General features: G+C 62.1%; 17 protein-coding genes. 5 read left to right on the plus strand and 12 right to left on the minus strand.

The window, feature by feature from the left end; all coding sequences use genetic code 11:
* Positions 1-2 precede the first annotated feature (2 nt).
* From L6D74_RS19435 to L6D74_RS19455, 5 genes are all read right to left on the minus strand, one after another.
* Entirely contained in the window at positions 3-839 is an 837-nt protein-coding gene (locus tag L6D74_RS19435; protein ID WP_236190088.1) for an ABC transporter ATP-binding protein, read from the minus strand.
* Complete coding sequence (locus tag L6D74_RS19440; RefSeq protein ID WP_007958721.1) at positions 827-1,630, minus strand: ABC transporter permease; 804 nt, start codon at positions 1,628-1,630, stop codon at positions 827-829. Before L6D74_RS19440 ends, L6D74_RS19435 begins: the two co-directional genes overlap by 13 nt.
* A 10-nt stretch (positions 1,631-1,640) precedes the next feature.
* Positions 1,641-2,618, minus strand: coding sequence for an ABC transporter substrate-binding protein (locus L6D74_RS19445; RefSeq protein ID WP_236190090.1), 978 nt, complete (start codon positions 2,616-2,618; stop codon positions 1,641-1,643).
* Positions 2,619-3,007: 389 nt separating this feature from the next.
* Positions 3,008-4,378 (minus strand): aspartate aminotransferase family protein, encoded by a 1,371-nt coding sequence (locus L6D74_RS19450; protein ID WP_039771816.1) that lies wholly within the window; start codon positions 4,376-4,378, stop codon positions 3,008-3,010.
* Positions 4,379-4,410: 32 nt separating this feature from the next.
* Positions 4,411-5,904: an aldehyde dehydrogenase gene (locus L6D74_RS19455; RefSeq protein WP_236190091.1), complete on the minus strand. Its 1,494-nt coding sequence runs from the start codon at positions 5,902-5,904 to the stop codon at positions 4,411-4,413.
* Between the two features lie 239 nt (positions 5,905-6,143).
* On the opposite strand from L6D74_RS19455, the gene L6D74_RS19460 reads away from it, so the two are divergent.
* Complete coding sequence (locus tag L6D74_RS19460) at positions 6,144-7,058, plus strand: LysR family transcriptional regulator (RefSeq protein ID WP_007958716.1); 915 nt, start codon at positions 6,144-6,146, stop codon at positions 7,056-7,058.
* A gap of 93 nt (positions 7,059-7,151) precedes the next feature.
* Here the strand turns inward: L6D74_RS19460 and L6D74_RS19465 are convergent, their stop codons facing one another.
* Together L6D74_RS19465 and hrpB are read right to left on the minus strand one after the other, a co-directional pair.
* A complete protein-coding gene (locus tag L6D74_RS19465; RefSeq protein WP_236190092.1) occupies positions 7,152-8,300 on the minus strand; it encodes an ATP-binding protein in 1,149 nt (382 codons plus the stop codon).
* A gap of 92 nt (positions 8,301-8,392) precedes the next feature.
* Entirely contained in the window at positions 8,393-10,912 is a 2,520-nt protein-coding gene (gene hrpB, locus L6D74_RS19470; RefSeq protein ID WP_236190093.1) for an ATP-dependent helicase HrpB, read from the minus strand.
* Between the two features lie 108 nt (positions 10,913-11,020).
* Here hrpB and L6D74_RS19475 point away from each other — a divergent pair, with 108 nt between their 5' ends.
* Together L6D74_RS19475 and L6D74_RS19480 are read left to right on the plus strand one after the other, a co-directional pair.
* Complete coding sequence (locus L6D74_RS19475; protein ID WP_039771823.1) at positions 11,021-11,440, plus strand: hypothetical protein; 420 nt, start codon at positions 11,021-11,023, stop codon at positions 11,438-11,440.
* A 15-nt stretch (positions 11,441-11,455) separates the two neighbouring features.
* The gene (locus L6D74_RS19480; RefSeq protein ID WP_134333476.1) at positions 11,456-12,352 is read left to right on the plus strand and encodes a cation diffusion facilitator family transporter; all 897 of its coding nucleotides are present in this window, start codon (positions 11,456-11,458) and stop codon (positions 12,350-12,352) included.
* On the opposite strand, the gene L6D74_RS19485 is transcribed toward L6D74_RS19480, so the two are convergent.
* Positions 12,346-13,395 (minus strand): DUF6515 family protein, encoded by a 1,050-nt coding sequence (locus tag L6D74_RS19485; protein ID WP_236190094.1) that lies wholly within the window; start codon positions 13,393-13,395, stop codon positions 12,346-12,348. The genes L6D74_RS19480 and L6D74_RS19485 overlap by 7 nt on opposite strands.
* 455 nt (positions 13,396-13,850) lie before the next feature.
* Here L6D74_RS19485 and L6D74_RS19490 point away from each other — a divergent pair, with 455 nt between their 5' ends.
* Together L6D74_RS19490 and L6D74_RS19495 are read left to right on the plus strand one after the other, a co-directional pair.
* Positions 13,851-14,330, plus strand: a complete 480-nt coding sequence (locus L6D74_RS19490) for an Lrp/AsnC family transcriptional regulator (protein WP_007909658.1) — start codon at positions 13,851-13,853, stop codon at positions 14,328-14,330.
* Between the two features lie 294 nt (positions 14,331-14,624).
* A complete protein-coding gene (locus L6D74_RS19495) occupies positions 14,625-14,834 on the plus strand; it encodes a DUF2788 domain-containing protein (protein ID WP_003228500.1) in 210 nt (69 codons plus the stop codon).
* Here the strand turns inward: L6D74_RS19495 and L6D74_RS19500 are convergent.
* The 4 genes from L6D74_RS19500 to L6D74_RS19515 all read right to left on the minus strand — a co-directional run bounded on the left by L6D74_RS19500 (position 14,829) and on the right by L6D74_RS19515 (position 21,322).
* Positions 14,829-15,464, minus strand: a complete 636-nt coding sequence (locus L6D74_RS19500; protein ID WP_085612563.1) for a pseudouridine synthase — start codon at positions 15,462-15,464, stop codon at positions 14,829-14,831. The two genes, L6D74_RS19495 and L6D74_RS19500, sit on opposite strands and share 6 nt — an antisense overlap.
* Positions 15,465-15,536: 72 nt before the next feature.
* The gene (amn, locus tag L6D74_RS19505; RefSeq protein WP_011336076.1) at positions 15,537-17,036 is read right to left on the minus strand and encodes an AMP nucleosidase; all 1,500 of its coding nucleotides are present in this window, start codon (positions 17,034-17,036) and stop codon (positions 15,537-15,539) included.
* Between the two features lie 192 nt (positions 17,037-17,228).
* Positions 17,229-18,878, minus strand: a complete 1,650-nt coding sequence (locus L6D74_RS19510; protein ID WP_236190095.1) for an acyl-CoA dehydrogenase family protein — start codon at positions 18,876-18,878, stop codon at positions 17,229-17,231.
* A 95-nt stretch (positions 18,879-18,973) separates the two neighbouring features.
* Positions 18,974-21,322 carry a hybrid sensor histidine kinase/response regulator gene (locus L6D74_RS19515; RefSeq protein ID WP_236190096.1) on the minus strand — a complete coding sequence of 783 codons (2,349 nt, stop codon included), beginning with the start codon at positions 21,320-21,322 and terminating at the stop codon, positions 18,974-18,976.
* Positions 21,323-21,589: the final 267 nt, after the last annotated feature.

Genomic DNA, 21,589 nt, shown 5'->3' on the forward strand with positions numbered 1-21,589 from the left:
CCTCAATGAGTCTCTTCGAGATCATCGTGCAACAGCCCGAAGATCTGCCGTTTCATGTCGATGAACGAGCGCTCCATCACCATGTCCAGAGTGCGTGGGCGCTCGATCGGCACATCGAGAATCTGCTTGATCCGCCCCGGTCTGGCGCCCATCACATACACCCGGTCGCCGAGCAGAATTGCTTCGTCGATGTCGTGAGTGACGAACAGCACGGTTTTCTTGCTGTTGCCCCACACCCGCAATAACAGCTGCTGCATTTGCAGGCGGGTCTGGCTGTCGAGGGCGCCGAAGGGTTCGTCCATCAGCAGGATCTGCGGATCGTTGGCCAATGCCCGGGCAATCGCCACCCGTTGCATCATGCCGCCGGACAACTGCTTGGCGTAGTTGTCGGCGAATCCTGACAAGCCGACTTCATGCACATAGTGATCGACGATTTCCTTGCGCCGCGCCGCCGGCATGCCCCGTCGCTTGAGGCCGAACTCGACGTTCTGCCGCACCGTCAGCCACGGAAACAGCGTGTAGCTCTGGAACACCATCCCGCGATCCGCGCCGGGGCCCTGCACTTGCTGGCCGCCGACGTAGATTTCGCCGGAGGTCGGCTCGGCCAGGCCGGCGGTTAGGTACAGCAGGCTCGACTTGCCGCAGCCCGACGGCCCGACCAGTACCGCGAACTGCTGATCCGGCACCTCGAACGACACTTCTTCCAACGCGGTGAATGTACCGCCGCCGGGTTTGCTGTAACGCAGGCTGACATTGTCCACCTGCAACCTTGGCGCGGCGTGGGCCGGTGCAGCGACCGGCTCGATGAAACGACGGTTGGCAGCGGTTACTGAGCCCATGCGGCAATCCTCAAACGCAAGAAGCGGAACAGTTGATCGGTGACCAGGCCGAGCAGGCCGATGATCGCGATGGCGAGAAAAATCACATCGACCTGAAAGCCGCGCATGGCCTTGAGGCTCAAGTAACCGAGACCGCTGGAAGCGGCGACCAGTTCGGCGACCACCAGATAGGTCCAGGCCCAGCCCATGGTCACCCGCAAGGTGTCGAGCACGCCGGGCAACGACGCCGGGGCGATCACATGCAGCACCGCGTCACGCCGGTTCGAGCCGAGGGTGTAGGAGGCGTTGATCAAGTCCTTGGAAATGCCTTTGGACACGTCGGCGATCATCACCAGTTGCTGGAAGAACACACCGAAAATGATCACCGACACCCGCTGCTCCAGACCGATGCCGATCCACAGGATGAACAGCGGCACGAACGAGGTCACCGGCAGGTAGCGGATGAAATTCACCAGCGGTTCGAGGAACGCCTGGACGATGCGGAAGCTGCCCATCAACAAACCCAGCGGCACCGCCACCAGCGACGACACGATGAAACCGACCATCACCACTTCGACACTGGCCCAGACATGCTGGCCCAAGGTGCCGTCACGGCTCAGGCGCACGGCGGCTTCCACCACCGCGCCGGGCGTCGGCAGGAACATCCCCGGCACGATGCCGCCGTAGGACAACCCGGCCCACAGGCCGACCAGCAACACCCAGGCCAGCCCGCTGGCGCTCCACACCACCGGCACCGGCAAGCCGGTCTTCGGCGTAATGCAACGGCTCAGCCATGAATTGCGCTTGAACATGAGCAGTCTCCTAGAGCGGGCTGACGAAACGGTTATCCACCAGATCGTCGTTGCTGACGTTGTAGGGCTTGCCCTGCAATTCGCTGGCGGTTTCGTTGGCCAGCTTGATCAGCGGTGCGCTGTCACCCGGCTTGCCCGGCGAGCCGAGCAGTTTTTCGCTCATGGCCTGATCGTAGAAGCGCACGCCTTGCGCAGCGGCGGCCAGTTCCTTTGGATCGGACAGGTAACCGCCGACACCCTTGGCCATGATTTCGTAGGCTTTCTGTGGATGGTCCTTGGTGAACTGCACCGCTTTGTAGAGACCGGCGACCAGCGCCTTGACGTCTTCCGGCTGCTTCTCGATCACCGTGCAATTGAGCGCCACCACATCGACGATCACCCCCGGCGTACTGCTACTGTCGATCAGCACCTTGCCCTGCTGCTTGTCGCGCACCATCGACAGGTGCGGCTCCCAGGTCACGGCGGCCGGCACGCGACCGGCGATGAACGCGGTGGCGGCATCATCGGCGGTCATGTTCTGCACGGTGATGTCGCTCATGCTCATGCCGTTCTTTTTCAGCAGGTACGACAGCCAGAACTGCGAGGTCGACCCTTCGTTGACGGCCACGGCCTGGCCCTTGAGTTCTTGCAGGCTCTTCACGTTTTTACCGACCAGCACACCATCGCCGCCATGGCTGTCATCCAGCGCGGCCACGGCCTTGAAGCAGAACTGCGGGCGGTACTTCAGCACTTCGTCGATGGTCGACGCCGAGCCGGACAATTGCCCGGACGCCTGGGCGGCCATGTACATCGAAGCCTCTTCGACCACCGGCAATTCGACGGTCAGGCCGTTCTCCTTGAAGTAGCCCAGATCCTGGGCCAGGTACAGGGTGCCGTAACCGACCCACGTGGTGTGGCCGATCGACAAGGTGCCAGCCTGAGCGGCGGTGACGGAAAGGGCGGAAAACGCCAGAGGACCTGCAAGACGGGTAAACAAGGACTTGTTCATGGAGCACTCCCAACGCTGTTGATTTAGTTGTCATGGGCAGTACGGCCAGCCTCGTCGGCGCGGATGCACGCTGCGGTCTCTGCTGGACTCTGGCGGGCAATGCCTTGGCTGGCGAAATCGATGTTGACCCAGGCTTGGCCTCAGGAAAACGAGGAAATAGTTAGACGCGAACGATGAAAAAACTGGGTAGTGCGCACCGCGAAAGGGCGCGTCGGACGGGGGTGCACGGAGGGGGTGCAAGACAGCTAAAACAGTGGTGAGTCGACTGACGCAATCGCGAGCAGGCTCGCTCCCACGGGGACGGTATCGCTCACAAATTTTGTGTACGACGCTGGTCCACTGTGGGAGCGAGGCTGCTCGCGATGGGGCCCTTGAGCCCTACGAATACCTCAGAGCCGACCGTACTCCTGCGCCGTACGATCCAGCGCTTTCAGGGTCTTGCCCACCAGCTCATCGATCTCTTCACGACTGGCAATCAACGCCGGCGCCATGATCATCCGCCCCAGTGTCGAGCGAATGATCACCCCCTCCTCAAAACCAATCGTGCGGCAGCGCCAGGCGATGTCGTTCTCATTGGCAAAGCGCTTGCGCGTGGCCTTGTCTTCGGCCAGTTGCAACGCCGCGACCATGCCGGTGCCCTGGATATCGCCCACCAACGGGTGATTGCCGAACACCTCGCGCAGGCACTGTTGCAGGTACGGGCCGATGTCATCCTTGACCCGCGTCACCACGCCTTCATCGCGCAGGGCCTTGAGGTTGGCAATCGCCACCGCCGCCGCCACCGGGTGCCCGGAATAGGTCAGGCCGTGGGCGAACACACCGCCCTGTTCCACCAGCACGTCGGCCATTTTTTTCGACAGGATCAGGCCTCCCATCGGGATGTAACCGGAGGTCAAACCCTTGGCGATGGACAGGGTGTCCGGCTCGAAACCGAAGTATTCGTGGGCGAACCATTCGCCGGTGCGACCAAAGCCGCCGATCACTTCATCGGCGCACAACAGCACGTCGTATTGGCGGCAGATGCGCTGGATTTCCGGCCAGTAGCTTTCCGGCGGAAAGATCATCCCGCCCGCGCCCTGGAACGGTTCGGCGATGAACCCGGCGACCTTGTCGGCGCCCAGTTCGAGGATCTTCGCTTCCAGTTGCTGCGCCGCCCGCAGGCCGAATTCCGCCGGGGTCAGGTTGCCTTCGTGGGCGAAGAAGTACGGCTCGTCGATGTGTGCGATGTCGGGAATCATGCCGCCCATTTCGTGCATGAACTTCATGCCGCCGAGGGCCGTCGCCGCCAGGGTCGAACCGTGATAGCCGTTCCAGCGGCCGATCATGATTTTCTTCTCGGGCTTGCCCAGCACCTGCCAGTAACGGCGCACGGTGCGGATCAGCACCTCGTTGGCCTCGGAGCCGGAGTTGGTGTAGATCGCGTGGCTGTAGTGCCCCGGCAGCAGGCTGAACAGCAGCTCGGAGAGCTCGATCACCTGCGGGTGGGTGGTGTGGAAAAACATGTTGTAGTACGGCAACTGCTCCAGTTGCCGGCTCGCGGCGGCGTTCAGATCCTTGCGCCCGTAACCGAGGTTGGTGCACCACAGCCCGGACATGCCGTCGAGGTAGCGCCGACCGTCGTTGTCCCACAGGTGCAGGCGTTCCCCGCGCACCATCACCCGTGGGCCTTCGTCGTTGAGGGCCTTCTGGTCGACGAACGCATGAATGTGGTGCGCTGCATCGGCGGCCTGGTAGTCGCGGGTTTCACGTGAGGTGGTCATCGCCGGATCTCCTTTCTTGTTGTGAGCGGCTGTCATGAGCGCAGTTGAAACCAGGTGGTTTTCAACTGGGTGTATTTGTCGAACGAGTGCAGCGACAGATCGCGGCCGAAACCCGATTGCCTGCCGCCGCCGAACGGCACGGTCACGTCCAGCGCATCGACGCTGTTGACCGACACCGTACCGGCTCGCAATTGCCGCGCCACCCGGTGCGCGCGGTGCAGATCATCGGTCCACAGCGACGCCGCCAGACCGTAGACGCTGTCGTTGGCCAGTTGCACGGCATGGGCCTCGTCATCGAACGGAATCACCGCCAGCACCGGGCCGAACACTTCTTCACGAAACAGGGTCATGTGCGGCTGCACGCCGGTGAAAATCGTCGGCTGAATGAAGTTGTCCGAACCGTTGAAACTCAGCTGCCGCCCGCCGCAGACGCGGGTCGCGCCTTCGCGTTCGGCCTGGTTGATGAAGCGCAGAATGCTTTCGGTCTGACGAGTATCGACGATTGCCCCGGCCGCACTCGCCGGGTCCAGCGGATCGCCCGGTTGCCAGCGCTCGGCCTGAGCCTTCAGCCGCTCGACGAACTCGTCATGAATCGAGCGCTCTACCAGCAATCGCGAGTTGGCCGAGCAGACTTCGCCCTGATTGAAGAAGATCCCGAACGCGGCTTTCTGCGCTGCCAGATCCAGATCCTTGCAGTCGGCGAACACCAGATTGGCGCTCTTGCCGCCACACTCCAGCCACACTTGTTTGAGGTTCGACTGCGCGGAGTACTGCATGAAATATTTGCCGACCTGGGTCGAGCCGGTGAACACCAGGCAATCGACATCCGGGTGCAAGCCCAAGGCTTTGCCGGCCTGTTCGCCGAGCCCCGGCAGCACGTTCAGCACACCGGCCGGCAGCCCGGCTTCCAGCGCCAGCTCGGCCAGACGCAACGCGGAGAACGGCGATTGTTCGGCGGGTTTGAGAATCACCGAGTTGCCCGCCGCCAGCGCCGGGGCGAGCTTCCACGCGGCCATGTCCAGCGGGAAGTTCCACGGCACCACAGCCGCGACCACGCCCAGCGCTTCGCGGGTGATGGTCGCCAGTACGTTCGATGCGCTTGGCGCGACCTGATCGTAGAGCTTGTCGAGACTTTCGGCGTACCAGCGGAACACCCCGGCGGCGCCCGGCACGTCGATGTTGTAAGCGTCCATCACCGGTTTGCCCATGTTCAGCGAATCGAGCAGCGCCAGTTCTTCGCGATTGGCCAGAATCAGATCCGCCAGCCGCAGTAGCACTTGCTTGCGCTCGGTCGGTGAACGCCCGGCCCAGGTGCCTGCTTCGAATACCTGCCGCGCATTCTGCACCGCCGCGTCGACATCCTCTTCACCACACGCGGCGACGTTTGCCAGCAGCTGGCCAGTGGCCGGGTTGATCGCGGCAAAGGTCTGCCCCGACTGCGCCGCACGCAATTTGCCGTCGATCACGGCCTGGTACGGATAGCTCAATTCAGCGGCCTTGCGCTGCCAGTCTGCAAGCTCGAACACGGTGGTTGCTCCTTGGACTTTTATTCTTTTGCGAACACTGCGCAGTCGATAGTCGCTCAGGCCCGTGCGAGCTAAAACCAGTAAAAATGTCTTCGCAGACAATAAAAAAGGTAACCAGCCGATGGCCCCTTCGCGCGCGTATGGGGCTATTGTTCAGGGACAAAAAAACCGCCGACAGAACGGAGGCCGGCGGCGTACAAATTGCTTGGATGTGGAATCCGTTCGCTTTGAGGTTCACCGTGGCCGCTTACAACCTGCGTCAGTTGAAATACTTCATCACCACCGTCGAATGCGGCAGCGTCGCCGAGGCTTCGCGCAAGCTGTACATCGCGCAACCGGCGATTTCCACGGCGATCAAGGGGCTGGAAGACAGCTTCGGCGTGCAACTGCTGATCCGCCATCACGCCCAGGGCGTGTCCCTGACACCCAGCGGTGCGCGGTTCTTCCGCAAGGCTCAGGAACTGCTGCGCATGGCCAAGGAGTTCGAACAGAATGCCCTCGCCGACAACGACGTGGTGGCCGGGCAGATCGATATCGGCTGTTTCGAAACCGTCGCGCCGCTGTACTTGCCACAACTGATTGCCGGCTTCTCGGCGCTGTATCCCGGGGTGAAGATCCGCATCCGCGACGGCGAACAACAGGAACTGGTGCAAGGCCTGACCTCGGGCACCTTCGACCTGGCAATCCTGTACAAGCACGACCTCGACGCCACCATCGAAACCGAACCGCTGATGCCGGCCCAGCGGCCTTACGCCTTGCTGCCGGCGGATCACCGCTTCGCCCAGCTCAAACAGGTTTCGCTGCGAGACCTGTGCCTGGAGCCGATGATCCTGCTCGACGTGCAACCGAGCCGCACCTACTTCGTCAGCCTGTTCGAAGAACTCGGCCTGTCGCCGCGCATCGAGTTCAGCTCGCCGTCGATCGAAATGGTGCGCGGCATGGTCGGCCAGGGTTTCGGCTTCTCGATCCTGGTCACCCGCCCGCATTCGGAATGCACCTACGATGGCAAGAAAGTCGTGTGTGTCGACATCGTCGAAGACGTCACCGGGTCAGGTCTGGTGGCCGCGTGGCTCAAACGCGGACAGTTGACCAAACCGGCGCAGTTGTTTGCCGATTATTGTCGGGAGCAGCTGACCGCGAAGGCCAGCCGATGAAAACCAAAAGATCGCAGACTGCGATCTTTTGGTACCCAGTTTTTTATAGGCCTCAGGCTGTCGCCAGAAGGCTTACACCAGTCCCCAAAAAACCTATTGATCGTTTTCCGTACCGAGTTGAGGGTCAATTTCAACGAAGTTCCGACGCAAGTAACCTTCCATGGCAATGTCTTCAATCGCCCACTCACCATGCCCGAGGTTGCCGACCAGGTCGCGGCGTTGCAGGCGCTTCAAGGCAGTCTGAACCGTCGCCGCGCTGGGCACGTGGCCACCAGGCATCTCGCTGCCAATCCACTCGCGTCCTTCGGTAGAAAAAATGGGAAGGCCCCTCACCAGCCCGATAAGTACTGTGAAATCCAAAGGTGCCATCTCCAGGATCAGGTTCTCGAAGTTGCCTTCGTCCGTCATGGTGCTCCAGGCTCGATGGTCTGCATCTCGCACGCTGAGTCCCTCAGTGAGGCACAGCAGGAATACGTCGCGAATGTACTTGGGCATATATCCCCGGGCAGCGAAACGCTCGAAAGCGGCGTTTACCTCCCACTCCCTTCCGGTGATTTCCTGGAACCGCTGGCCCAGATGCTGGACAAATTCCAGGCCAAGGTTAGGAAACTGGATCTCGTGGCTGAACTGATAGAACGGAGCTTTGGTACGTCGAAACATTCGATGCAGGCCATCCTGGGAGGACCCTGTAAATACTGCAAAGACTTCACCGTGCGCCTGCTGCAATAGCGAACGGAGCGTAGCAGTCAAGTCTTCGAATTCTTTCCGGCTCGCCAGATGCTGGACCTCGTCGATGATCAGCAGCGCCTTGCCGTTACCGAGTATCCGGAAGCGCTCGAAGAGCTCGATCAGGTTCAGTCCGCCTTCCTTCGCCAGCTCGGCCTTCACTGTTACGCCGTCGGTACTGGCACCGGCCTCCACCGACTGGACCAGAGACCCCGGTCGCATGAGCTTCAGCCAGTTGCGTCGCAAAAAACCTGCGCCGTGGATGGCCTCATACAACGCACCCGCGATCACCCGCTCAGGATGCGCCTTGTCAAACCACAGGTCTGCTGTTGCAACAATAAAGCCGTGTGCCTTGGCAATCGGTATCAGATCGTTGATCAGAAAGGTGGTTTTGCCCTTGCGCCGAGGTGCGAATATCGTCGCGGCGTTCTGCAGGCGTGACTCGAAAGTGACCAGGATTCCTTCAGCCAGGTTGGTGCGAGGGAAGAGCAGCGAGTCCTTGGTTTCCGGGGTCATTATGAGCCTTTATGTCAAAATACATAATTTATGAATAAAGAAATAATTACGCATAATTGAGGAAGATGGAAGGCCTACCTGAATGCCGTCTGTTACGTGCCCCGTGGTTTTGCCCGAGCAGTGGCTTCAGCCACCAGGGGATCATCCGGCCAGTAATGCTTCGGATACCGTCCCTTCAAATCCTTCTTAACCTCGGCATAAGTGCTGCGCCAGAAGTTGGCCAGATCCTGCGTCACCTGCACCGGGCGCCGTGCGGGCGACAGCAGGTGCAACTTGACCACTTGCCGGCCGCCGGCGATGCGCGGTGTGTCGGCGAGGCCGAACAACTCCTGCAAGCGCACGGCGAGAATCGGTGGCTGCTCGCTGTAGTCGAGGCGAATCGACGAGCCCGAAGGCACGCTCAGGTGATGCGGCGCCTGCTCGTCGAGCTGTTGCGGCAGCGGCCACGGCAGCAGATTACGGACGATGCTCGACAGGTCGAGGTTGGCGAAATGGCTGAGGCGCGAAACCTTGCCCAGGTAAGGCATCAGCCAGTCTTCGAGGGTTTTCAGCAGTGTGGCGTCGCTGACATCCGGCCATTGGCTGTCGCCCTTGGCGTCCAGATCGAGCTGGCGCAGCAACGCGACTCGCGCCTGCCACTGGCGCAGTTCCGGAGTCCACGGCAGCAGCTCCAGACCTTTGCGCCGCACCAGATTGACCAGTGCCTGACTGCGGGCGTTTTCGTCGAGACCGGTCAGTGGTTCGCGGCTGAGGATCAGTTCGCCCACCTTGCGCTGACGCTCGGCGCGCAATACGCCTTCGCGTTCGTCCCAGTCCAGTTGATCGACGTTGTGCACCTGTTCGGCGAGCACCGAATCGAACAGCGCCGGATCAAAATCCGCCGCCAGATAAATCCGCTCTTCACGCTGGCCTTGGCGGCTGCCGAGGTCGGCGATGACGATCCACGGTTCCTTCATCAGGCTGTCGGCTTCGGCGAACAGCGCCGCGCGACCGTTGGCCAGACGATATTCGGCACCACCGGCCCGTCGCTGCTGGGCGACGCGATCCGGGTAGGCCAGCGCCAGCAAGGCGCCGAGCCAGCGTGGGTGATCCGGGTCGGCGACCGGTTCGCTCGCCTTGTCGCGCAGGTAACCGCGATATTGCCGCGCCAGTTGCCGGGCACGCTGCACGCCGCCCTGGGCACCACGAGCCGCGCGCTCTTCGCCGGACAGCAGCGCCAGACGACTGTGCAGATCGGCCCCGGCGCCACGCAAAATGTCGCGCTCGCCGAGCAACGCGGCGACGTCGCACGCCATGTTTGCCAATCCCAGTGCCTGACCGCGCAACAGCAAATGGGCGATGCGCGGATGTGCCGGCAATTCAGCCATGGCCTGACCGTGGCGGTTGAGGCTTTCGCCGTCCAGCGCACCGAGGCGCTGCAACAGGTCTTGAGCCTGTGCATAAGCGGCGGCCGGCGGCACGTCCAGCCAGATCAGATCACTCGGCGCCACACCCCAGCGCCCGAGTTGCAAGGCGAGGCCCGCAAGATCCGCCGAGAGGATTTCCGCGCTGCCATAAGCCGCCAGTTGTTCATGCTGATCCTGCGACCACAGGCGATAACACACGCCCGGTTCCAGACGCCCGGCCCGGCCGGCACGCTGGGTGGCACTGGCCTTCGAGATGCGCTGAGTGTCGAGGCGGGTCATGCCGCTGCCCGGATCGAAACGCGGCACCCGCGCCAGCCCGGCGTCGATCACCACGCGCACACCGTTAATGGTCAGGCTGGTCTCGGCGATGTTGGTGGCCAGCACCACTTTGCGCTGGCCCGGCGGGGCCGGGTCGATGGCGGCACGTTGCGCGTTCAGGTCGAGTTCGCCGTGCAACGGGCAGAGCAACACATCGCTGCGCTCACCGATGGCGTCCGCCAACTGCTGATGAACCCGGCGGATTTCCGCCTGCCCCGGCAGAAACACCAACAGGCTGCCGGTTTCATCATGCAGGGCTTCGAGCACCGTTTGCGTGACGCGTTGATCGATGTATTCGCCGGGCTGGAACGGCCGGCCCCAGCGCATCGTCACCGGGAACATCCGGCCTTCGCTGCGCAGGATCGGTGCGTCGTCGAGCAGCCCGGCCAGACGTTCACCTTCAAGGGTGGCGGACATCAGCAGAATCTTCAGCGGTTGTTCAGCTCGAAACAGCTCGCGACCGTTCAGACTGAGCGCCAGCGCCAGATCGGCGTCGAGGCTGCGTTCGTGAAATTCGTCGAAGATCAGCAGACCCACGCCTTCCAGCGCCGGGTCGTCCTGCAAGCGCCGGGTGAGAATGCCTTCGGTGACCACCTCGATGCGGGTGTTGGGGCCGACCTTGCTGTCGAGGCGGATGCGATAACCGACGGTTTCACCGACCTTCTCGCCCAGCTCGCTCGCCAGCCGTTCCGCCGCTGCGCGGGCGGCCAGCCGACGCGGTTCGAGCATCAGAATGGTCTGCCCGTTCAGCCACGCTTCATTGAGCAGGGCCAAGGGCACGCGGGTGGTTTTACCGGCGCCGGGCGGTGCTTCGAGCACGGCTTCGTGGCGTGTCGCGAGGGCTTCACGCAGGGCGGGTAAAACGTCATCGATCGGCAACGAATTCATGCTGGCTCCAAAACAGAGGGCCGAGTATAACGGCGAACTGCCAGGCGTTCGTCAGGGTCTTAACTTCACACGATGACGCTTCGTTAACAGATGACTCAGGAGATTCCCATGCGCTTACCTTTTCGCCTGATCGGCGGTGTACTGGTTGCCACCCTGCTCACTCAGATCACCGCGTGCGGTTCGATTTTCTACCCAGACCGGCGCGGCCAGATCGACGGCAAGATCGACCCGGCGATCGCCGTGCTCGATGCCGTGGGCCTGCTGTTCTATATCCTTCCTGGCGTAATCGCGTTTGCCGTGGACTTCGCCACTGGCGCGATCTACTTCGAACCGGGCCACACGGCGCAAGTCGATCCGGCCAAGCTCAAGCAAGCCATCGGCCCGGACGGCCAGGTCGATAACCTGAAGTTGCAGGCTATTCTCGAAACGGAACTGGGCCGCAACCTGCCGCTGGACGACCCGCGCCTGATCCAGCACAAGGGCAGCACCCAGCAACTGGCGATGTTCGGCCTGCAACCTGCCGCATAAGGAATTGACGCACCCATGACCACAAGCACCGAACACGCCCGCCTGCTGCGGCTGGCGACCCGCGCCTCGGTGGCGGTGGCCTGTACGCTGATCATCGCCAAAGCCATCGCCTGGTGGCTGAGCGGTTCGGTGAGCATGCTCGCCGGCCTCACCGACTCGGCCCTCGATGGCGTCACCTCGCTGCTCAATCTGCTGGCGGTGCATTACGCACTGCGCCCGGCGGATGACGATCATCGTTATGGGCACGGCAAGGCCGAATCCCTGGCGGGCATGGCGCAGGCGCTGTTCATTGGCGGCAGTGCGGTGCTGATCGCGTTTCAGGCTTATGAGCGCCTGAAACATCCCGAGCCACTCGGCGCGCCGTGGCTGAGCATTGGTGTGATCGTATTTTCCCTGCTGCTGACTGTCGCACTGTTGATGCTGCAGCATCGGGTCATCAAGCAGACCGGCTCCAACGCCGTGCGGGCGGACTCGCTGCATTACCGTTCGGACCTGTTGCTTAACGGCAGCATTCTGATTGCGCTGGTGTTGGCCGGTTTGGGTTTCGATCAGCTGGATGCGTGGTTCGGTCTGGGGATCGCGGCCTACATTCTGTGGAGCGCGATCCAGATCGCCCGGGAAAGTTTTTCGGTGCTGATGGATGAAGAGCTGCCGGCGGATGTCAGTCAGCACATGCTCGAACTGGCCTGCAGCGTACCGGGCGTGTTGGGCGCGCATGATTTACGCACACGGATTTCCGGCAATCACTGGTTCGTGCAGTTGCACTTGGAACTGCCGGGGGAACTGACGCTGTCAGTGGCTCACGGCATCAGCGATCAGGCAGCAGATGCCATTCACAAAGCCTACCCACGGGCCGAAGTGCTGGTGCACGCCGACCCGCAGGAAGTGGTCAAAGCCGCTCGGGCTCAGTAGTTGACCTGATAACCGCGACTGCTCAGGCAATTGCCCTGGGCCTGACGGTAGGCCTGCACCACTTCGGGCGCCGGCTGGTAAGTCGCGGTGCGCGGATTGAAGCCGCTCTGCTGCACCGCGTACTGATAACACTCGTAGCCGTCGCGCTGAACCTGCTCCGGTGACTGGCCGTTGGCCGGATAGGCCTCCACGTCATAGCCATTGCCGGTCGGCTGCGGTGGCTGCTGCACCGGCGGTTCGACCACCACGTAATCCTGCGTCGCTTCCTGATAGGCGTAGTACGAACCGGCGGCGAGGAACAGCAACGAACCGCCGATCCACACCTCACGAGCGTAATCCGGCAAGTACTGGATGCGAATCCCGCGCGGCGGCTGAACCACGATGTAGCGCGGGCCTTGCGGGCGATACCAATAGCCGCCGGAGTAGAAATAGTCCTGGCCGCGATACGGCACACGGTAGTCGCGATCCGGGAAACGATCGATTACATGACCCGGCCGGTATTGCGGACCGGGGCCCCAGCCGTTGCCATGCCCGTCGGGGCGACCCGGCCAGCGGTTGTCGTTGGGGCGGTTGCCGGTCTGCCAGTTCTGGTGATAACCGTTCTGCGGGCGCTCGTCGCGGTAGTAACCCTGACGAGGTTCCTGGGTCTGGCGCACGGTGTCGGGGCGCGGCTGGATCGGCAGGTCATTGGCCGGCAGTTGCGGCGGCGGTGGCGGCTGGCGCACCGGGTTGGGGTTGTAGGCCGGACGTGACTGGTTCTGGTTCTGCCACTGGCCATTGTTCGGTTGGCCGCGGTTCTGCTGGCCGTTGTGCTCGAACTGGCGGCTGTTGTCGCCACGGATGATGTCGTTGTTCTGCCGCTGCGGATTGTCTTGGCCGCGCTGCTGATTGCCGCCGCCATGGCCCTGATTGTTACCCTGATGCTCCGGCCCGCGTCCGCCGCCGTCGGGGCCGCGATTCTGCGGCTCATCCGCCAGCGCTTGCGCACCGACACTCACACACAGCAAACCAACACTGGCCAGACGCCAGATGCGCGACTTCATGGAATTCCTCACTGCGGACCAGGGCCTGAAATTAAGAGGGCGTGTAGTTAAGACCGGGAATAGACACACCGGGTTCTGCTACAGGTTATCAGTCACGTCATTTATTTATTGAGCGAGATGGGCCAAATCGCGGGCAAGAAAAAAGGGAGACCCGTCGGCCTCCCTTCTAGAGAACTTCGTCCTGGCTCGACGCTTTTGACGTCGGCTCACCTCACGCCGTCTTCTGGACAGTGTGCAGCTCGGGGGCCGGCACAACCCCTGTGGGGGTGGCGGCCGCGGCGGGCCGGATTGGGCGGGCCGCAGTGGACTGTGTTACCGAGCAGTGATTCTGGTGATAAGAATAGGCCCGGAGCCGCGACAGATGATTGCGAAGATTGCTCAAATAAACATCACTTGCGCAATTTTTAACCCTGGATAGATAATCCGCCGCAATAGTTAAGACAAGGGACCGTTTGATGAGCAAACTCGACCGTTACGACCTGAGTATTTTGGCGGAATTGCAGCGCGACGCCCGCATCTCCAACCAGGAACTGGCCGAGCGCATCGGTCTGTCGCCCTCCCCGTGCTCGCGCCGGGTCAAGCAACTGGAGGATGACGGCTACATCTCCCGTCAGGTTGCCCTGCTCGATCGCAAGATGCTCGGCCTGAGCCTGACCGCCTACGTGCTGATCGGCATGGACCGGCACACGCCGGAGCGTTTCGAGAACTTCGAAGCCGCAATCCGCACTTTGCCGCAAGTGCTGGAATGCAGCCTGGTGACCGGGGTGGATGCCGACTATCAGCTGAAAGTGGTGGTGCCGGACATGGATCACTATCAGAAGCTGCTGCTGGGGCATCTGACCCGCATCGAAGGCGTGACCAGCGTGCGCTCGAGTTTTGTGCTGAATCAGGTGCTCAATAGCACCGAATTGCCTCTCACGCATCTGCGTAGCTGATCAAGAGCTGCCCTCATCGGAACGCCGCCCGCCCAGCCCTCTCCCGTAGGGAGAGGGGGCCGACGGTGGGTTGCTCGAGAAGTACGCCGACCTGAACGCCCTGCTGTGAATCCATAATCGACTGGAAATTTCAGGTCGATGTATGACGCCAGACACCTCGGTCAGTCCCCTCTCCCCCCGGGAGAGGGTTAGGGTGAGGGCCAGTCGTCGGATCAGACCCAGATCAATGCCACCCCGCCCCCCTTGGCGTATACTCGCCGCGCCCTTTTAGCCCCGTGCGTGCCGGAGAACCCGATGGATCCAGCAGTATTTGAAGAGTGGATGATGACTGGCCTTGTCAGCATCCTGATCATTTTCATGGGTTTCATCGTCTGGGATCTGGCGAAGAAGTCCAAGGCCGGGCGCTTCGGCTCGTTCATTCTGTTCTTCGTGCTGGGCCTGGGCGTGGCCGCGTTCATCATCAAGAGCGTGGTGATCGGCCTGATCGAGTCCGGCGCCTTATAAGCGCGCCGGCACTTCTTTCCACTGGCCCTGATCGAGCCCTTCGATCGTCCAGTCACCAATCCTGACCCGCACCAGCCGCAACGTCGGCAGCCCCACCGCCGCCGTCATCCGCCGCACCTGGCGGTTGCGCCCTTCGCGAATCACCAGCTCCAGCCAGGTTGTCGGAATCGTTGCGCGAAAGCGTACCGGCGGATTGCGCGGCCACAGTTCGGGCTCATCCAGTTGTCGCGCTTGCGCGGGCAAGGTCATGCCGTCATTCAGCTCGACGCCGTCACGCAGGCGCTGCAACTGCTCGGCCGTCGGCACGCCTTCGACCTGCACCCAATAGGTTTTCGCCAGCTTGTGCTTGGGGTCGGCGATCCGCGCCTGCAACTGGCCGTCGTTGGTCAGCAGCAGCAAACCCTCGCTGTCGCGGTCCAGCCGTCCGGCCGGGTAGATGCCCGGAATGTCGATGTAATCCTTGAGCGTCGCCCGCCCTTCACCGTCACTGAATTGCGTCAGCACATCGAACGGTTTGTTGAACAGGATCAGCTTCGGCTCAGCGGGCGGTGCCTTGGCGACACGGCGCGGGGCTGAAGAAGCTGGCTTCGCGCCGGGGCGGCGGGAAGGCGGACGTTGGGGACGGGACATAAGTGCACAGGCATTTGGCGATCAGGGCTGACAATGCTAGTGCCCCGACCGCCAAATGACCACGACTAACCGTTAGCGGAACGGCGGTTCGTCGAAACTGCGCAGTTTGCGCGAGTGCAGCGAGTTGAGTTCGGTGCGCAGCAGATCCACCGCTTCAATGCCGATCTTCAAGTGCTGACTGACCGCACGTTCGTAAAACGCGTTGGCCGAACCCGGCAGCTTGATCTCACTGTGCAGCGGCTTGTCCGAAACGCACAGCAACGTGCCGTACGGCACTCGCAGGCGATAACCCTGGGCGGCGATGGTGCCGCTTTCCATGTCCACCGCCACGGCGCGGGACAGGTTGATCAGCGGTCGCTCCTGGGCCCAGCGCAACTCCCAGTTACGGTCGTCGTAGGTCAGCACGGTGCCGGTGCGCAGGCGCTTCTTCAGCTCTTCACCCTTCTCGCCGGTGATGTTGGCTGCCGCTTGCTGCAACGCCAGCTGCACTTCGGCCAGCGCCGGAATCGGAATGTTCGGCGGCACCACGCGGTCGAGGATCCCGTCGCGACGCATATAAGCGTGGGCCAGCACGTAGTCGCCGATGGTCTGCGACTGACGCAGGCCGCCGCAGTGACCGATCATCAGCCAGCAATGCGGACGCAGCACGGCCAGGTGGTCGGTGATGTTCTTGGCGTTGGACGGGCCGACGCCGATGTTCACCAAGGTCACGCCGTGGCCATCGCTGGCGATCAGGTGATAGGCCGGCATCTGGTAGCGGTGCCAGACCACGCCGGCCGCAATCGCCGAGGCTTCGCCGTGGTCCATGCCTTTTTCGATGATCACGTTGCCCGGCAACACCATGCGTACGAAACGCGGGTCGCGGCGCAGTTGCTCCAGGCCATGAACGATGAACTGGTCGACATAACGATGGTAGTTGGTCAGCAGGATCCACGGCTGCACATGGCGCCAGTCGCTGCCGGTGTAGTGCACCAGACGACGCAGCGAGAAATCAACGCGGGCTGCATCGAACAGCGCCAGCGGCAGCGGATCGGTGTTTTCCCAGTCGTAGAGGCCATCGGCGATGCCATCGGTGGCGGCGGACAGGTCGGTACTCGGGAACACTCGCGCCAGCACGGCGGCAGTGACACCGGAGCCGGCCAGTTCATCGCCCTGCTCGACCACGTACGGGTACGGAATGTTCTGCCCGCTGACTCCGACTTCGACAGTCACGGTGAAGTCGTGCATCAGCGGCGTGAGTTGCTCGAGCAGGTATTTGCGAAACGCCTTCGGATGGGTAACGGTCACGCTGTAGGTGCCCGGCAACTGCACCTTGGCGTAGGCGCGGGTGGTCTGCGGGACTTCACCCTGGCAGTGGTAGGTCAGACGCAGTTCGGGATAACGGAACAGGGCACGTTGCTCGGCGTCGGGCTCGACGCGATCCTTGAGATAACGCTTGAGCGCCGAGTTCAGCGCCGTGGTGGCCCGCTCATGCAGCTCGGCCAGACGATCCACGGCCTGTTCGGCGGTTTGAACGACAATAAACGCTTCGGTCACGATCAGCTTCCTGTGTTCTGACTTGCAGAGCTTCATCTTGCCTGCATCGTGGCGTCACGGAAACAGTGGCGTTGTGGGTTCACCCTAATCTTTCAAACAATGAAGATCCCTGTGGGAGCGGGCTTGCCCGCGATGAGGCCATCACATTCAACATCGATTTTGACTGACAGGCCGTCATCGCTGGCAAGCCAGCTCCCACAGAGTTTTGCAGTGTGTGGGAGATTTGCTTCAGAAACCCTGCGGTGTCGAGCGAGCGACGATGGCCTCGACATCCAGCCCACGCGGCAACGCGCCGTAGGCCCGACCGCCACCGCTCAGGCGACTGGCGATAAAAGCATCGCTGACCGCCGAATTCCCGGCCTCCAGCAGCAGCTTGGCTTGCAGTCCCAAAGCGATGTCTTCGGTCAATTGCCGAGCGCGGTACTGAATGTCACTGGTGTCCTTGAACTGCGCCTGCAATTGCTGGATGTGCGCGGCCAGTCGCTTGTCGCCATGGCCATCGCCCAACTCACTGAACAACACATCGAGCACGCCCGGCTCTTTCGACAAGGCGCGCAGCACGTCGAGGCATTGCACGTTCCCGGAGCCTTCCCACGTCGAGTTCACCGGCGCTTCGCGGTACAGACGCGGCAGAATGCTGTCTTCGACATACCCGGCGCCGCCCATACACTCGGCGGCTTCGTTGATCATCCCCGGCGCACGTTTGCAGATCCAGTACTTGCCCACCGCAGTCACCAGTCGGGCAAACTGCGCTTCATGGCCGTCGTCCAGATGATCCAGCGCCTTGCCCATGCGCAGGCTCAGAGCCAGCGCGGCTTCGCTTTCCAGCGCCAGATCGGCCAGCACGTTCTGCATCAGCGGTTGTTCGCTGAGCAGTTTGCCGCCGACCTTGCGATGGGCGCAGTGATGACTGGCCTGGGTCATCGCCTGACGCATCAGCGAACTGGAGCCGACCATGCAGTCGAAACGGGTCATGGCCACCATCTCGATGATGGTCGGCACCCCGCGTCCTTCCTCGCCGACCATCCACGCCAGCGCACCACGGAACTCCACTTCGCTGGAAGCGTTGGACTGGTTGCCGAGTTTGTTTTTCAGGCGCTGGATGTAGAACTGGTTGCGCGTGTCGTCCGGACGATGGCGCGGCAGCAGGAAACAGCTCAGGCCCTTGTCGGTCTGCGCCAGCGTCAGGAACGCATCACACATCGGCGCCGAACAGAACCACTTGTGCCCCACCAGTTCATAAGCCTGGCCCGGGCCACTGGCGCCGACTGGATAAGCCTTGGTGGTGTTGGCACGGACGTCGGTGCCGCCCTGCTTCTCGGTCATCGCCATGCCGATGGTCACGCCAGCCTTGTGGGCCATGCCGACATTGCGCGGGTCGTATTCGGTGGCAAGGATTTTCGGCAGCCACTGTTCGGCCAGATTCGGCTGCAAACGCATCGCCGGCACACTGGCGAAGGTCATGGTCAGCGGGCAGCCACTGCCGGCTTCGGCCTGGCTGTGCAGGTAGGTCATGGAGGCGCGGGCGACATGGGCGCCATCCTGTGGATGAGCCCAGGGCAGCGAGGTCAAGCCATGTTCGATAGCGGTGCGCATCAGCTCGTGATAGGCCGGGTGAAATTCCACCAGATCGATGCGATGACCGTAGCGGTCATGGCTGGCGAACACCGGTTTGTTTTGATTGGCGAGGAACCCGGCCTCCATCAATGGGCCGCCGGCCAAGGCGCCGTAAGCGTCGATCCGCGACTCGGCCCAACCGGCGCCGAACCGCCGCGACCACTCCTGCAATGGCAGGTCGATGCGGTACAGGTTGGTGCCGTCCAGCGACGGTGGCTGGTTGGTGACTTCGTGGGTTTCGGCGAACTGATGCAGGTTCATGACGGGGCTCCTTGATCGGCCAGAGCTTCAGTTAAGCACCGCCCCGGAACCGATCAAAGTGTCATATCGGCCTAAATGCCGGCGCTTTCACCCTATCAGCAACTCAACACCCGCCGCTGCATCGCAACCTGCAGATCCTCGAATTTCACCGGTTTGCTCAGGTAATCGATCGAACCACCCGACGCGCAATGCTCGCGATCCGCCCCCAGCGCGATCATGAACACCGGTAGATGAGCGCATCCCGGCAGGTCACGAATCTGGCAACACAGCGATGCTCCATCCAGCGGCGGCAACTGGCAATCGATCAGCACGGCATCGAAACGCTCGCGCTGCAAGCAGTCGAGCGCCGCCGCGCCGTGGTCGGCGGTGCGTACGCGGAAACCGAGCTTGAGCAACATGCCTCGCATCACCAGTTGGTTGACGCTGTTGTCGTCCACCAGCAGCACGGTGCAATCCTGCGGCGCACGCACGGTGTCGCGGCTGAACGCGGGCACAGCTTCCACTTCCGGCAACTCAAACTCGACATCCAGTTGAAAGCGGCTGCCACTCCCCGGTTCGGAGCGGTGTGTGAGCTTGCCACCGAGCAATTCCACCAATTGACGGCAGATCGCCAGACCGACGCCCAGCCCGCCATATTCGCGGGTCATCGAACCGTCGAGCTGGAAGAACCGCTGATACATCGTCGCCTCGCCCAGATCGGTAAAACCGATGCCGGTGTCGATCACCGCGAAGGACAGTGCCAGGCGATTGTCCGTCGACGGTTTGCCGGTGACCCGCAAGGCGAGGCCGCCGACGCGGGTGAACTTGATCGCGTTGTCCAGCAGGCATTCCAGGCATTGCGCGAGTTTGGCGCTGTCGCCATGCAGGCGATCCGGCAGGGTCGGCAGCACATCGACCTTGAAGTCCAGCGACTTGCTCGAGGCGTTGCCATCGAACTGAATCCGCAACGCCTCGACCACCCCGCGCAGGCTGAAACTGCCCGGCGTGGCCTTGAGCTTGCCGGCCTGCAATTCGGTCAGGGTCAGGATGCCGTTGACCATGCGCATCATGTCCCGCGCCGAACCGGCGGCGGTCTGCTGGTATTGCTCCAGTTCCGGATCGAGCTCGACGGTCTGCATCAGCTCCAGCGAACCGATCACCCCGTTCATCGGCGTGCGCAGTTCGTGGGTCAGGGTCGCGAGGAATTCGTCCTTGAGCTTGTTGCTGTGGGCCAATTGCTGGTTCAGCACTTCAAGTTTCTGGCCGGCGTCGAACAGGGTCTGCGCCTGTTGTTCGCGCATGGCGTTGATGCGGTCGGCCAGCGCCAGTGACAGCAGCGCCACTTCGATGGCCGAACCGATCTGGCTGGCGTACATGGTCAGGAACACATTCGGCAGCAGGCCCAGCACCATCATGGTGTTGACGATGCCGCCGATCAGGAACGCCGACCAGGCAATGATGAAATAGCGCGCCACCCGCAGACCGCGCCACCAGGCGAGGATCCCGGCGGCGAAGATCACCACGGTGAAGGTCAGTGCCAGGGTCGTCGCCAGACGCAGGGCCAGGCCATAACTGGTCATCAACGACAGACCGATCACCACGGCACCAAAAACAATCAAGGCGATCAGCAGACGATCGAGCCAACGGCTGTGGTTCTTCGTCTGCAGGAAACTGCGGGCGAACTGGCTGCCGAACAACCCCGCACATCCGATGAAGAACGGCGTGGCGGCGTTGGCCCACCATGGGTTGTCCGGCCAGAAATACTCGACCGCCGCGCCGTTGACCGACAGCTGATAAAGGCCGAACGAGGCGATATAGAAGATGTAATAGAGGTAACTGGTGTCGCGCACGCTGAGGTAGATGAACAGGTTGTAGACCAGCATCCCCAGCAGCACGCCATAAATGATCCCCAGCACGTACAGGCGCACCGGCTGGTCTTCGAGGTACGCAGTGCTCGACCACAACGTCACCGGCGCCTGAATCGAGCCTTCGCTGGACAACCGCAGGTAAACGGTTCGTTGCTGATCCGGCTTGAACGCCAGGTCGAACAGGTAATTGTTCTGGCGGATCTCTCGACTGGCGAACGGCAAGGCGTCCCCGGTCTGCCGCACCAGACGGTAGTCGCCGGCCGCATCGGGCAGATACAGGTCGAGATGGTCGAGCGGTGGATACGCCAGTTCCAGCAGCCAACTGCGTTGTGCCGACGGGTTGGTCGGGCGGTAATGCAGGTCGATCTTCAGCCAGAACGCCGAGCGCGAATAACCGGCATTGAGCGTGGCTTTGTCATGGGGTTTGAAGTTTCCGGCGGCGGCTTGCGCGCGGACGTCGGCAATGCTCGCCTGACCGCTCGGGTCTTCGAACACTTGCAGGGATCGACCCAGCGGGAGGCTCTGGGTGAACTCGTCGAACTCGACGGCGCTTGCCAGGAGGGGCAAGCAGAACAGCAACATCAACAAATAGCGCATTGAAGCCCCAGCGTGGCTTGGCCGGTTGTGTCAGGAAGCCCCCCATTCCCTTTGAGATGACGTAAAACCGGTATTACCTGTTATTGGTTTGGATCCACTCTAGCATAGCCGTTGATGGCCATTGAGCACCATGGAAATTTTTCCCACAAAGGCTCTAGAACGGGCGTTCCAGAGCAAAACACCGGGCTAGAGCTGTTGACTCGGTCAGATTGTGGCAAGCGCTGTGGATCTCGCTACCCGTGTTATCGGCCGCGCACTGCGCCACAA

It is taken from the genome of Pseudomonas pharyngis (assembly GCF_021602345.1).
Lineage (GTDB): Bacteria > Pseudomonadota > Gammaproteobacteria > Pseudomonadales > Pseudomonadaceae > Aquipseudomonas > Aquipseudomonas pharyngis.

Coding starts and splice junctions, on each gene's coding strand:
- L6D74_RS19435 (WP_236190088.1), bottom strand. CDS start 839: ATGGGCTCAGTAACCGCTGCCAACCGTCGTTTCATCGAGCCGGTCGCT.
- L6D74_RS19440 (WP_007958721.1), bottom strand. CDS start 1,630: ATGTTCAAGCGCAATTCATGGCTGAGCCGTTGCATTACGCCGAAGACC.
- L6D74_RS19445 (WP_236190090.1), bottom strand. CDS start 2,618: ATGAACAAGTCCTTGTTTACCCGTCTTGCAGGTCCTCTGGCGTTTTCC.
- L6D74_RS19450 (WP_039771816.1), bottom strand. CDS start 4,378: ATGACCACCTCACGTGAAACCCGCGACTACCAGGCCGCCGATGCAGCG.
- L6D74_RS19465 (WP_236190092.1), bottom strand. CDS start 8,300: ATGACCCCGGAAACCAAGGACTCGCTGCTCTTCCCTCGCACCAACCTG.
- hrpB (WP_236190093.1), bottom strand. CDS start 10,912: ATGAATTCGTTGCCGATCGATGACGTTTTACCCGCCCTGCGTGAAGCC.
- L6D74_RS19475 (WP_039771823.1), top strand. CDS start 11,021: ATGCGCTTACCTTTTCGCCTGATCGGCGGTGTACTGGTTGCCACCCTG.
- L6D74_RS19480 (WP_134333476.1), top strand. CDS start 11,456: ATGACCACAAGCACCGAACACGCCCGCCTGCTGCGGCTGGCGACCCGC.
- L6D74_RS19485 (WP_236190094.1), bottom strand. CDS start 13,395: ATGAAGTCGCGCATCTGGCGTCTGGCCAGTGTTGGTTTGCTGTGTGTG.
- L6D74_RS19490 (WP_007909658.1), top strand. CDS start 13,851: ATGAGCAAACTCGACCGTTACGACCTGAGTATTTTGGCGGAATTGCAG.
- L6D74_RS19495 (WP_003228500.1), top strand. CDS start 14,625: ATGGATCCAGCAGTATTTGAAGAGTGGATGATGACTGGCCTTGTCAGC.
- L6D74_RS19500 (WP_085612563.1), bottom strand. CDS start 15,464: ATGTCCCGTCCCCAACGTCCGCCTTCCCGCCGCCCCGGCGCGAAGCCA.
- amn (WP_011336076.1), bottom strand. CDS start 17,036: ATGAAGCTCTGCAAGTCAGAACACAGGAAGCTGATCGTGACCGAAGCG.
- L6D74_RS19510 (WP_236190095.1), bottom strand. CDS start 18,878: ATGAACCTGCATCAGTTCGCCGAAACCCACGAAGTCACCAACCAGCCA.
- L6D74_RS19515 (WP_236190096.1), bottom strand. CDS start 21,322: ATGCGCTATTTGTTGATGTTGCTGTTCTGCTTGCCCCTCCTGGCAAGC.